Annotated in this window: 8 protein-coding genes; 4 read left to right on the top strand and 4 right to left on the bottom strand. The window is 36.6% G+C overall.

The features are described from left to right. Positions 1-205: 205 nt before the first annotated feature. Together C1T31_RS05680 and C1T31_RS05675 are read right to left on the bottom strand one after the other, a co-directional pair. Positions 206-3877 (bottom strand): T9SS type A sorting domain-containing protein, encoded by a 3672-nt coding sequence (locus tag C1T31_RS05680; RefSeq protein WP_103051516.1) that lies wholly within the window; start codon positions 3875-3877, stop codon positions 206-208. A gap of 243 nt (positions 3878-4120) precedes the next feature. Next, complete coding sequence (locus C1T31_RS05675; RefSeq protein ID WP_103051515.1) at positions 4121-8512, bottom strand: T9SS sorting signal type C domain-containing protein; 4392 nt, start codon at positions 8510-8512, stop codon at positions 4121-4123. 132 nt (positions 8513-8644) lie between these two features. Here C1T31_RS05675 and C1T31_RS05670 point away from each other — a divergent pair, with 132 nt between their 5' ends. Genes C1T31_RS05670 through hemL form a run of 3 tightly spaced genes read left to right on the top strand, consistent with a single transcriptional unit; the run spans position 8645 to position 11641 of the window. Next, entirely contained in the window at positions 8645-9535 is an 891-nt protein-coding gene (locus C1T31_RS05670) for a 1-aminocyclopropane-1-carboxylate deaminase/D-cysteine desulfhydrase (protein ID WP_103051514.1), read from the top strand. Then, the gene (locus C1T31_RS05665; RefSeq protein ID WP_103051513.1) at positions 9532-10344 is read left to right on the top strand and encodes a glucosaminidase domain-containing protein; all 813 of its coding nucleotides are present in this window, start codon (positions 9532-9534) and stop codon (positions 10342-10344) included. Before C1T31_RS05670 ends, C1T31_RS05665 begins: the two co-directional genes overlap by 4 nt. A 10-nt stretch (positions 10345-10354) precedes the next feature. Beyond that, positions 10355-11641 carry a glutamate-1-semialdehyde 2,1-aminomutase gene (gene hemL / locus C1T31_RS05660; protein WP_103051512.1) on the top strand — a complete coding sequence of 429 codons (1287 nt, stop codon included), beginning with the start codon at positions 10355-10357 and terminating at the stop codon, positions 11639-11641. Positions 11642-11709: 68 nt separating this feature from the next. Here hemL and C1T31_RS05655 read toward each other — a convergent pair whose 3' ends face one another. Next, a complete protein-coding gene (locus C1T31_RS05655) occupies positions 11710-12174 on the bottom strand; it encodes a DUF4890 domain-containing protein (RefSeq protein WP_123912634.1) in 465 nt (154 codons plus the stop codon). A 279-nt stretch (positions 12175-12453) separates the two neighbouring features. Here C1T31_RS05655 and C1T31_RS05650 point away from each other — a divergent pair, with 279 nt between their 5' ends. Then, a complete protein-coding gene (locus tag C1T31_RS05650; protein WP_123912633.1) occupies positions 12454-12864 on the top strand; it encodes a hypothetical protein in 411 nt (136 codons plus the stop codon). Between the two features lie 65 nt (positions 12865-12929). Here the strand turns inward: C1T31_RS05650 and C1T31_RS05645 are convergent, their stop codons facing one another. Continuing rightward, positions 12930-14177, bottom strand: a complete 1248-nt coding sequence (locus tag C1T31_RS05645) for a fibronectin type III domain-containing protein (protein WP_123912632.1) — start codon at positions 14175-14177, stop codon at positions 12930-12932. Positions 14178-14228: the final 51 nt, after the last annotated feature.

Genomic DNA, 14228 nt, shown 5'->3' with positions numbered 1-14228 from the left:
ATATACATACTAGTTCGGCAACAAATCGATATATGGACTATAATATTAGTTGAATAACTTTTCTATTTTGATAATCAGTAGTTTGTAGGATTTTTACAGCAATTAAAAGAAAGATAAAAAAAAGAAAAGCTGGACAGTTTTAACTGTCCAGCTTTTTTATTAATCAAACGATAAGAACCGATTGATTGATATTTATTTACAATTCCTAGTTGTTGGCTATCATTAACTTTTTAGTTGATACACCAGAAGGCGTTGCTACACGAACAAAGTACATGCCATAAGCCATACCTGACGTGCTTAAACGATATCTAGGAGTTTGTAAGTTTGGTTCATCTTTGTTAACCAATACTTTACCAGAGAAGTCCATCATTTGGATGCTAACATCTTGGTTTAAGTAATTGGAAAGATCTAATTGCACCTCACCGTTTGTTGCTGGGTTAGGATATAAGCTCCAGTCTGCCGTTGAACTAGAAATAGTTCGATTAGAAGAGCCACAAGTTATATCAGCAACCCAACCAGTTTCATTTACAGAACTATCAGAATCAAAAACAATCGTTAAGGCTCCAGAAGGATCTGTAGATGTAAATGACATCCCAACAGATAATAAACTACTTGCATTTGAAGGTGCACCACCATCACCACTTTCCTCACCACAAAGCGTTTGGGCTAAAACAGGAGAAGAAGTACTTGGTCCATTGTAAATTGTTAAGAAATCCCAACAACTATTAGTACCATTACCAAAAGAAGACGATTCAATATCAACGTATGTAAAAGTTATAGTCACTGCTTCGCCAGCAACATCTGGTGAAATTGTAGTCGTTCTAAGTTCGTTAGTCGAATAATTTCCTAAAACACCACCTGAATCTACATAAATTCCACCACATACATCTTCAGGAGCTGGAGGTTCTGAGCAAGTGACAGTTAAGTCAAATGTTCCAATATCACCAGAGTTAAACCCGGTTACATAAATGAAATATGTGGTTCCTGCTTCAGTTGGGAAGGCCACTTCTGAAGTACCTCCTGAACAACCTGAACTATCGTCATTTCCTGCTACACAAGTAAATAATGCGCAATCATCAGATGTGAATACACCTATTTTAGTGTCAAATCCGCTGCTTGCTGCATTACATGTACTAGCAATCAACAATTCACCTGTACCTTCAATTTTATAGAATACTCCTGGTGCGTTATTTGTGCTAAAATTAGTAGTACAAGTACCTAAATCATTAAAAACTGCACCACCTGCGTTAGTACCAGAAAGTGTTTGACCACATTCAATACTAGTAGCTGCCTCACAAGCTGGTAATACTGGTGGTGGGCCTGCACATGTTAAATTCAACGTAAATGGGCCTCTACCAGAAGTAGTTGGGCTGAAAGATGTTACAAAAACATAATATGTAGCACCTTCAGTTGTAGGAATCGTTGATGTAGAAGCTAGTGAAGAACCAGAACCTCCAAATGGACATCCGTCGTCATCAACATCTACACAATTAAGTGATGAGCAATCACCTTCATAAATACCAAGTGTTGTATCCCATGTAGCACCGCACAAGCTTACTTCAACATCGTATCCTGTACCAGTAAATGAATACCAAACACCTGGTGCATCGTTGATACTTGTAAATGAAGAACCTCCGCAAGAAGTTAAATAACTGTTTATTTCACCGTCATTAACATTTCCATCGGTTGAGCTATTACAATCAATAGGAGTTGCTACACACCATGGTCCAGATTCCGTTGTGAAGTAAGAAGATTCACAAGATTCACCAACACCAATGTTATTATAAGGTACAATTGTTACATGATAAGTCGTGTTGAAATCTAATAGACCATCTAAACTGTAATCTAATACATAACCAACATCTACAGCATTTAATACATCAGTACCACCTGCAGTTGTTCCAACACTTAAGAGGTAACCTTGAACATAACCTGTTGCCGCACCCCAAGAAATTTCAATAGATGCATCTACATCTGTTGCCATTGGAGCAGGTACTTTTAAACGAGCATCACATAATGGTATCGTGTTACAATCTACTAAATCATCACAAGCACCTAGTGAATCACCATGATTTAAGTGCGCTTGCACTGCATTGGTAGATACACATAATGGTTCACCATCATGGCATACATTAACTTTAGCATTATTTGGATTGCCATTGTCTTGACAAGAAATATCTTGAACAAGTACAGTAGTATTAATTACTTGAGTGCAACCAGCAGCATCAGTAACTGTTACCATATAATCAGTTTGAGAAGTTGGTGCTACATTTATTGTAGCTGTAGTTTCTCCTGTACTCCACTCATAGGTGTAAGGCGCCAAACCAAATTGACCAACAGCAGTTAAATCAGTGCTAGACGTTGGACCATATCCAGTGAATAATTTTACGCACTCACCCTGTTCAATATAAGCATCACAAATACAGTCAATAGAAATAACATAATCTCCAGAAGAAAAACTGCTAAAACCTGTTACATAAACATAGTATGTGGTTCCCATTACTGATCCAAAAGTCAATCTAGAATCCAAACCAGTTCCACCATCATCATCAGAAGCCTCACAAACTAATGCGCCACAACTTCCAGAGAATATAGCTAATTTGGTATCAAAATCAGATCCAGATAAGTCTACAACAATATCACCGCCTGTACCAACAAGTGAGTACCAAACACCATTTCCAGAAGAAATTCCTAAACCATCACAATCAGCAAGAGACTCGCTGTTTGCATATTCTGTTGAACCTGTTTTAACATCACCACAAACAATAGCTTCAGCATAGCCACAAGTATCATTAGGTGGTGGGCAGTTATAAACAAACTCTCCTAAATTGATATTACATTCTGCATCAGAGTGTACCACAGTTAATGTAACTGGTGTACCACTTGCAAATGGTCCTACTTGGTTGTTTCCTGTACTTAAAATAGGGAAGTTACTAACACCATCAGTAATTGAAACGGCATCAGCACCTTGCTGAACATCTACATTCACAAAGAAAACAGGGTTTTCTGGGTTACAATCAGGTTGAATTGTTGTATCTCCTATAGTAGCTGGCTGACATAAAGGTTCAATAATTTCAATAGCAGCATCTACAGTTACACCCCAGTTGCCATCGTAGCATGGGTCACCGTTGTAATAACCTGGAAAATCACCAGTTCCAATACGCATGGTGTGTGATCCTAAATCTCCTGGGAAAGTGAATGATGCATTAAACGTACCATTACCATTACCATCTGGCACAACCCCATCAAAGAATTGTTCGCTAGAATCAAATGTAAAATCATCGTTAACATCAATCCAGATGTCAACATCATACTCATATGAGCCAGTTGCAAATGTAATTATGACATTGCCTTGAAGACCTGCTTGGAATACAACTGGTGTTCCAGTTAAATCATAATAAGCAGCATCGGTTGAACTTAAGTCAAACGATTCAGATCCTAAGTCAAGAGCAGTAATACCTTGACCATCGGTTAGGTTACCTGGATCACGCTCGCAGTACGATGTTGCTACTGCACATACTGCTGTTGCAGAAACACCAGATTGAGCAGCACTTGCTACTGCATTACCAGTGTTATCCAAAATTCTGTAAGAAGTTTCATAGCCATATGATCCTCCACCGTTCCATACAACAGTAATTGCATCACCAGTGGTAACGCCAAAATTTAATGTTGCTTGATAGTTGCCAAAGCCACTAAACGTAGCATTATCCAGAACTAGTCCACCATTGACAAACAAATCAAGACTGTTTCCATTCCAACCATCGCCATACGAGTCATTCATTTCTAATGTAAAATTACATTGTGAAAAACCCGACAGCGCAAACATAGAGAACAGCACAAATGCAATCCCTCTAAAAAATGTGTTGATTTTTTTCATAAAAAAATAATTAATAGTTAATAAATTAGGTTAACGTAACAATTTGGGTAACAACATGTTAGGAATAAAATTTATTAAACGTAGCTTGGGGGGAGACGTTAAATATATAGATATTTTAACACAATGTTAAATTATTGATAAAAAATTCGACAAAATGCAAATTTTTAGTATCACATGTTTTAAATTTTTTTCATTTCGATTTTATGGTATTCGTTTTTAGTTAGTTATGGTTTAGTAGTTTCATTATTTTAAAATAACCCGTTGCTTTTTCTGTTTACCATTTTGTAAATTAACCGTTACTAGATAAACACCATTAGAAAAACTTTGGGTATTTGGTCTATAATTTAATTTATTGATGTTTCTGTTTTGAACCAACTCTCTTCCTAACATATCATAAATACTCACAGAATCAATTGGACTATTGCTCGATAGAATAGAAATGAATTCCGAACGTGGCGCTGTAATTAAAATATCGTTAGTAGTAACCAATTCCTCAACACCTAATGATTGCGAAGTATAACGCAATATGAAACGATCGTTAAACTCACCTTGATCGGTATTAAATTCATAAGGGGTAAGCCTTAAGTCATGGATTATATTTAAATAGGTGTCTTCTAAAAATATAGCTTGTTCTTCAGATTCGAATAAGCCATCTACCTTATTAATGGCTATGCTATAATGTCCACTTTGAGAAACTTCTATACCCAATGGAATTATATCGGTATCCATAAAAGGAAGTGCCTTACCTTGAATGGCCATTTTTTCATCTCCAATTAAAGAATAAAAGCTAGTGCTGGTTTCATTGAAATCTAAACCATCAAATAAGCGATCTTTTTGATTAGTAGCTCCTTCAATATAGCCAACCAATAAAGACGTTGCCATATTATTACTCGCAATGAGATCAATCCATATTCGGTGGTGTTCAGGTTCTCCTTCTGTTGTTCTATAAAATTGATCATTTCGATGGGTTTCATGACGCATGGAGTTTCCAAAAGTAACTTGACTTGATGCAGTTGGCGAATTATGATCCATCAAAATGAAAAAAGCTTGGCCAGCGCCAATATAACCTGAAAAACCAGCAGGTGATGACCCTGTGTGATTGAATTTTATATAATCATTTGGGTTGTAATTGTACCCAAAATCACCATAAAAAGGATCATCTATTGAAATACTAGGAGCACTTAAATGGCGCCACAAGTAAACTGTTCCCATAATACTCGCACTAACATCATCTGATAAGTCTAGGGCATTGGCTGTAATAAAATCTCTGGCCGATATAGATGAAGGATATGGGTTTCCAATTAAATTCCAGTTATCGTCATGAGCCGTGGCCATTGAAGAGCCTGCTCCAGGGTAGTCTATACCATTATATGTACCTCTTTGAATCGGGACATTTATTTTCCCATTGTTAGCTTTTCCACTAAATTCAGTAGTAAAGGCTGCTGCGGGTGGTGTTGGTGATGTGCCTGAAAGTCCTCGTATAATATAACCTTTTCCAGTGGTCATTCTTTCACCAGTTGGTATCCATTCACCATAATTACCAACACCATTTCCAGATTGCGTTGGAATCCATTTGTATATGCGATTCGATCCTGGTGAAACATCATTAACATCAAATCGATCAACAGGACTAGACCAGTAAACGTAATCTAAATTAGAGACACCACCAGGCACTGTGCGTTGCATTTTAATGTTTCCAGTGTTGTTATTAACGGTTACATTAGTAATTTGAATCAAGTTGGCACTATCTCTTATTAAAAATTCTGCAGTACTTGAAACATTAATCCAATCGGTAACGGTTAATGAAGTGCCTGAGGACAATTCTACTGAAGCGTTGGCACCTACTGTAAAGTTTTTGGCAAAGGCAGGTGTTGGCGGTATTGGAGCATTTGGATATGTTAAAACTGCTGAATTGGGTCCATTTTCTATAAAAACACAGTCATTTGCTGTTGGCTTACCAATGGGCTTCCAATTGTTAATGTTATTCCAGTCAGAATCAACAGTACCTTTCCAAATTTTTCCTATGGTAAATTCAGCTTTCACACGAGGCCCTGAACTACCGGGACAAGTTACCCAATAGGAGTAAACACCTGGTGTATTGGTGTCTGGCAAATTGGAACCACTAACGCCAACAGGGTTGAATGTAGCTCCAGATGCTATGGGGGAGCCACCAGTTTCAGTAGTATACCAGTCCACATCGGTAGGTGGCCCTAAAACATTCCATTGGTAAGGACCTACATGTGAAGTATCTTGAAAAGCAAATTTAGTAGTCACCAGAGTATATTGTACGCCAGCCGTAAGAGTTGCGGTTATTTGGGGGTTTAATGAAGGTCCATCGTCATCATCACCTGCAATAAAAATACCTGTGGCACATGATCCAGGGTTAAAATTACCATTATTAACATAGATATAACCCATAGCATCAAAAAATGGAGCTGGAGTATTCATAGTAAACACGTAAGTTCCTGTGGTTGTTACGGTAAAGTCAATAGATGAATAATTAGATGTATTGTCTGTGTCAAAACTGCATGGGTCTGAACTTGAAATAAAAATAATTGGTTGTAAAGCTACAGGATCAGAACTTTGCATTATACCACTTAACGTGTTTCCAAGATTAGTAGTTCCAGTACAGGCAAGTGTCGCATATAAAGGCTCACTTGGATTGCCAGGGCAGGTTAAAGTAACATCTATGGTATCTTCATTTGTGGGTGAGGTGACACAAATACCAAAAGTACCATTGTTGTCATTACCTTCCTCCCAAACTCGAATATAGATAATCTCACCAGGGGTTAATCCAGTTCTGGTAATTGATGGCATTAGTCCATTAGCACTACTATTGTCATCGCAATCTAATAGTGATAGAGCACTACAACTATTACCGCTATAAATGGCCATACCGCCATTAGTCATGTCTAGATCTTCTGTGTCAATCGTTATTTCTCCAGTGTCATCAACAACCACATAAAACCAAACATCTCCTCCTAAATAATTTGCACAACCTGGATTTGGTACACCAGTTGTTGCTGCCGCACCTGCATTGGTAAAGGTTTGATAGTTACATATAGGTGATACTGGTAAACCAATGGCGCTTGAGCAATAATTATTTGGTGGTGGATCAGGTGTAGTACTCACACAAATGTTAAAATTTACTTGAGCGGCATTTGGGCTGGCATCAAAGCCGTAAACTCTAATAAAATAAGTATCACCTACATTGAGTCCGTTTATTGTTAATGTTTGAGAATTGATACTAGTTACCAAATTGAGAGAAGAACAGTTAGTTGAAGGACTATTATAAACACCTATCCCCATATTAGTATTTGATCCAATTACAGGATTGACATCTAATAATGAGACTTGATGGTTGGTGTTGGTTGCAACAAACGAAAACCAAACATCATTATCAGGAACACCCACAACATTGTCGGGTTGTGGAGATTGTGTAGCAAAAGCAGTTGACCCAAAGGTAACATCATTACAAATTAGAGAAGGATTTACTACTAATCCAATAGCATTTGAACACTCATCATTACTTGGTGGTGGTGGTGGTGGTGTAACGCAAATACCAAAAGTGCCATTATTGTTGTTGCCATTTTCCCATACTCTAATATAGACTGTTTGTCCAGGGGTTAAATTAGTAACCATGATTTGAGGCATAAGACCATTAGAACTGGTATTGTCATCACAACTTAAAAGTGTTAACGAACCGCAAGTTCCAGAATACAATGCCATGCCACCATCGGTCATTTCATCTATTTGAGTATCTACAATAATCCCACCGCTGGCTGGGACTACGGTTCTAAACCAGACATCAGATCCACCATAATTTGCGCAACCTGGATTTGGTACAGAACTTGTGTCAGATGCACCATAATTGGTGTAATAGCTGTAAGTACAATTAGAATTTGATGATAAAAGAATAGCATTGCATGGTTCGTCATTAACCGGTATGGGTGGGAAATCTGATATTATTGAGATGTCATCAATAGCAGCTGGTGGATCTGCACCCGTATTATCATCATTAGCCCACTCCACTACAAATCTGAATGTTGTTCCAGCATAACTTCTAGGAATAGTTAGTGTGGGAGAAGCTGACCAAGTACTACTGCCACTGTAATTACCTCCTAATCTTATTCGATCTGCAGCAGGCGTAATTTCTGTACCATAGATTGGAGCGTAAGTAATTGGCACTATCCAAATACGCATACGGTCTCTAATGCTTTGGCCTTGACCAATCCATTTAAAGTCGACTGTTATTTCGCTTTCTCCAGCAGGAACAGAAATATCTCTATAAATATGTGCCACTCTTGCCGGACTGTATGTATACTTATGAGGAGGGACAGCAAATCCTGCATTGTTAGTTATGTAGGCACAGCCACGACCTGTAAAACCAGGCTCTGCACCTGCATTACTAACCCATTGATTATAAGTTTCTTCTCTATCACTTGTAACCCGCCACCCAAGATTATCAAAACTCAGGCTCTCAAAGCCACCACCACCCGTTGGTGATAATAATACTGTTTGCCCAAAACTTACATTTATGGCAAATGCAAAGACTACCAACAATACGAACTTGACCATAGGATTATGATAAGGAAGTATTTTTTCTTGTAAAAGAGTAAAGTTTAATTGCAGCATTTAAGCTTTTGAGTTTTTTTAAATGTATCCTTATAATAGCATTAAAAATGTATGAATTTCATACTTTCGTTAGGGTGTTAAATTATCACAATTTTAGAAAATGTGTAAGTATCTGTTTTTAAATTCGTTAAAATGATGAAAATCATAGACCAATTAAATATTAAAATTGATGAAAATCTATTTTTGAAGCCAGAATACAAAACAGACACGCAGATTTCTGGAAATAAGTATCGGAAATTAAAGTATAATTTGCTTGAAGCTCAAGCTAATAATTGTAAGACTTTATTGACTTTTGGAGGTGCTTATTCAAATCATATTGCCGCTGTGGCATATGCTGGCAAAAAGTATGGATTTGAGACCATTGGAGTTATAAGGGGAGAGGAGTTAATGAATAAATGGCATGATAATCCAACCTTATTTTCAGCTCAAAAGCATGGTATGAAATTAAAATTTGTATCTCGAGATGTGTATAGAAATAAAGCGAACAACGATTTTGTTGAAACTTTAAAAAAAGAGTTTGGAGATTTTAATCTTATTGCAGAAGGCGGTACTAATAACTTGGCAGTTAAAGGTTGTGAAGAAATATTAACATCGGTTGATTCAGAGTTTGATTTTATCTGTTGCCCTGTTGGTACTGGAGGTACTATTTCGGGTTTGATTAATTCGAGCAAGTCTCATCAGAAAATTTTAGGATTTCCGGCTCTTAAAGGTGATTTTTTAAAGCAAGATATTCGTAAATTTGCAAAAAAAAATAATTGGGATTTGATAAATGACTATCATTTTGGAGGCTATGCCAAAATAAATGAAGAATTAATCTGTTTTATAAATAGTTTTAAAGAAAAAAATGACATTCCATTGGATCCTATTTATACGGGAAAAATGATGTATGGTATTTTTGATTTGATGAAAAATGGTTACTTTCCTGAAAACTCCAAAATATTAGCAATCCATACTGGCGGTTTACAGGGAATAGAAGGTATGAATAAAAAGTTGGAACGAAATAAAATGACCCTTATATTGTGAAAAGAAGCATACTAATTTTTAGTTTGACATTGTTGATTTTAAGCTGTGGCTCCAAAAAAAGAGCAGTGAGTCAATCAAATAAAAATAAGACAAGAACGGAGCGTGTTGTTAAGCGCACACAAGAGCCTAATAGTCAAATAGGGAATGAGCCTATACAAACAAACAATTCAACAAAATTAACAGGGACTCCAACGGAGCAGTATATTCAATTATATGGGCCCATTGCTCAAAATGAAATGCGTTTATATGGTATTCCAGCGAGTATTACTTTGGCACAAGGTATTTTAGAATCTGGTTCAGGTCAGGGGCGTCTCTCAAAGGAAGCCAATAACCATTTTGGTATAAAATGTCACGAATGGACTGGAGCAAAAATCTATCATGACGATGATGCACACCAAGAGTGTTTTAGAAAGTATAACGACCCGAGATATTCGTTTAGAGACCACTCCTTATTTTTAAAAGAACGAAAACGGTATTATAAATTATTTGAATTAAAACCAGATGATTATAAGGGTTGGGCAAGAGAATTACGTGCAGCTGGTTATGCTACTGATAGAAAATATCCAGACAAATTAATCAGCTTGATTGAACGCTATGAGTTATATAAGTTTGACCAAGCTATTTTGGGCTATGAGTCTCCAACTGTAGATTCTGTAAAAATGGCTTTGACGCATCAAATTATCAAAGGGGATACCCTGTATTCGCTTTCTAAACGATATAATACTACTGTTGATGAGCTTAAGCGATTGAATAATTTAAAATCTAATGATTTGACCATTGGTAATGTTTTGGTAGTCAAATCACAATAATCTATTATATATGAATTATCAAAGAAGTAGTGCTTTATTTACTGAAGCTGAACTTGTAATTCCTGGCGGCGTGAATTCGCCAGTAAGGGCATTTAAGGCTGTTGGAGGCACTCCCATTTTTATAGAAAAAGCCAAAGGCCCTTATTTATTTGATGTAGATGGAAATCAATATATTGATTATATTAATTCTTGGGGTCCTATGATTTTAGGGCATGGTTATGAGCCAGTGGTTAAAGCTATTATAGATAAAACAAAATCGGGCACATCATTCGGGACGCCAACAGAGATTGAGACAAAAATCGCCGAATTAGCGGTTTCTATGGTTCCTAATATTGATAAAATCCGTTTTGTCAATTCTGGAACCGAGGCTTGCATGAGTGCTGTTAGGCTAGCTAGAGGTTATACGGGTAAAGAAAAGATAATCAAGTTTTCGGGTTGCTATCATGGACATAGTGACAGCTTCCTGATACAAGCGGGAAGTGGTGCTGTAACTTTTGGATCGCCCAATAGCCCAGGAGTAACTGAAGGAACAGCAAAAGATACGTTATTGGCTAAGTACAACGATATTGAGCATGTTGAAGAAATTTTAAATGCCAATAAACAAGCAGTTGCATGCATTATTCTAGAGCCTGTTGCAGGCAATATGGGATGTATTCCGCCTAAAAAGGATTTTCTGAATCAATTAAGAAATCTATGTGATAAGCATAAAGTGCTTTTAATTTTTGATGAAGTAATGACTGGTTTCAGATTGGCAAGAGGCGGTGCCCAAGAATTGTATGATGTTTCAGCTGATATTGTTTGTTTTGGTAAGGTCATTGGAGGTGGTTTACCAGTTGGTGCATTTGCAGCCCGTAACGACATTATGAATCATTTAGCACCATTGGGTTCTGTATATCAAGCAGGCACCTTAAGTGGGAATCCTTTGGCCATGGCGGCAGGATTGGCTATGCTTGAAGAGTTGAATGGCGATTCGGAAATTTATAATCGATTAGAAGAAAAAACAAAATATCTTCATGACGGACTGACTAAAGTTTTGAGTGCAAATGATGTTCAGCATACGATCAACAGAGTTGGTTCTATGATTTCGGTTCATTTTTGCGATACAGAAGTTATGGATTTTGAAACGGCTGCACTTGGAAATAATGAAACTTTCAAGAAGTTTTTTCATGGTATGTTAAAGGAAGGTATTTACATTGCACCTAGCGCGTTTGAGACCTGGTTTATTGCTGATGCCTTATCTTATGAGGATTTAGATAAAACCATAGATGCTTGTAATAAAGTAGCAAAAAGTTTATAAAATAAAAGCGGGTTGAACGCTTATTGCCCAACCCGCTTCAACAAACTAACCAATCTAACTAACTCAAATTATTTTCTAGACATCATTTGCTTTTTTTGATGACGACCTTTGCTCATTTTTTCTTTTGCCATAGCTTCCCACTTTTCATATTGTTCTTTGTTTAGAACTTCTTTCATTTGCTTTTTCATTTCAATTTTCCGATCAAGCATATCATTTTTCAGTTTTAACTTTTCCTCTTTAGAAATTGCTTTGACCTCTTTGTTCTCCTCCATGCGTGCTTTTCTGGCTTCCATCATAGCTTTTCTTGATTGGGCATTTTTAAGATTGATGGCCATAATTTGCTTTTGCTGGGCTTCGGTTAAGTCTAAATCCAAAGTCATTTTTTTGGTTTGCAGTTGCGCCATTTCTTCTGGGGTGTATTCGCTCATGCGTTCGGCACGTTCCATTTTTTGTTTTCTCTCATAGTCTCTTTTTTCTTGTGCTGTCATTTGTAGGCTAACAAATGCCAGAGCTATTAGGAATATTTTTTTCATCGTTGTTTTTTTTAAATGATTTATACGATTAGGACTTTGGAAAATGATTTTAGTTTAATCCATAGGATGATTTTAACCTGACATTAACATTTAAACTCATTTGATTTTAGAATCCCATATTGAAGTTGTTTTATTAAAATCCTTAACGTTTTGTATTCGAGATTCTTAACAAAAGCATAAAGTATTCTGCATCAGTGTTAAAGATTTCAAAATAGCTGTAACGATTTGAAATAAAATCAGTCACTTCAATATAAATTAAACTATTAAATCTTTACCACTATGAAACTAGTATTTTTTATGAGCAGCTTGATACTTGCAGCAAGTTCAGCTGTAGCCGATTCAATCATCGATGAACCAGACGATTATGCGTCTAATAAAACAGAAACTGTTTTAAGCGAGAAAAGTTACTTGGAGACTGTCTTATTTCACAATCCTGATAGTGAACCTGTTGCTATTGAAGACATTCAGGTATTGGAGTTAGAGGAAGATGTTTGTTTGCCTTTTGAGATTAGCAAGTACTTGCCAAAAAACTTTAATCCTTTAAAGGGAAAAGATGATTTAGATTGGAGTAAAATTACCCTGATTGAGTTGGAGGAGGACGTCAACTTGGGTTTTGATACGCGAAATTATCTTCCAAAACATTTTAATCCTTACAAAGGGATGCTAAAGCCATCCACATATATTAAATAAAAACAATATGGAGCAGAAAAAAGAATAAATCCAGTGATTTGAATTCAAATCACTGGATTTATTAATTATTGTAACGTTTGTAAATAAGATCTAATTAAAGAATACCCCTTGTCATGCACCATGGTTGTACCAATTAAAGGCATCGTGTATGGTGGGTTATAGGTACTCATTCGGGTATCTATTTGATCTCTCACTTCAAATATGTAAGAATCTGCAAACGGTGTTTCATAAGGTAAACGCAGTAAGGTTTGTACTTCACAAAAACCACCATCAGAATGGCAATGCGCACAGTTTACGTCCATGTAAGCTCTTGCACGTTCTTCAAGTGTGTAACTTTCATCCAACCAATTTGGCAATACAGAAACGGTATTGGGATCGGTTAAATTAGTTAAATGACCAGCGTCAATAAAATTTTGAAGCTGATTGTTGAAGTTCATGGTTCGTAGTTTAGGACCAATAGGTGTTACCTCGTCATAGCTGTTATGACAATCAAAACATTGATTTGCTGAAGGAATTACATAGTTAATATCAAAACTCTCACCATCGGCATCAATAAAACTCACAGGAACTGTTCCAGTAGTATTATCTAAAACTGCAACTGTTTGATCATCGTTCCATTTGTAGTTGCCAAGTTCCCAAACACCATCATTTTTAATTAATATTCTGGTTTCAATAATTTTCTTACCTAATGACTCATCGCGTTCATCATTGAAATAGTAAAATGTTTTAGCGATAACCGTTTTGTTTGGGAAATCAGGAAAACCATCATCAACATACTCCATGGTCGTGCCTTGAGGTAGTGCAATAATTCGCTGTTTGTGAGCAAAATCTGTAAACAACGGTGTGCTCAATTCATATTCAAAGGCATATGGGCTAGGCGTTAAGTCTTCAATATCTCCAATAAACAAATTAAGTTCAGACAATGTTGGCATAAACTCGGGTACAACCAAAGGCGCCGCAGTTGTAAAGCTGAATGCATCAGTGTACATACTGGTGTTTGATGAACTGCAATTGGCCATTACATAAACATCATAAGTGGTATTTGCTGTTAACCCCATTAAAGATAAATTATTTGTATTGGAATTGGTCGAATTACCCATACCTAAACTAAACCCTGAAGGGCCAAATTCAACAGTATAAGAGGTAGCATTCGTATCATCCCAAGACAGAGAAGCACTTTCATAAGTTATATTGCTAGCCGAAACATTGGTTGGTTTGGCACATTGCGGAACGGTTATGATGGTATTATCATCATCACTCGAGCAAGACATGACTAAAAACAGCATGAATGCTGAAAAAAGTAAGGATTTCATTATAGATTCGAATTTTAAGAGGTGTGAAAATAATAATTTTAGTTCAATACA

It is taken from the genome of Hanstruepera neustonica, from assembly GCF_002895005.1.
Classification (GTDB): Bacteria; Bacteroidota; Bacteroidia; order Flavobacteriales; family Flavobacteriaceae; genus Hanstruepera; species Hanstruepera neustonica.
The sequence above is the reverse complement of the archived record's forward strand: the minus strand, read 5'-3'. Positions and strand labels throughout refer to the sequence as shown.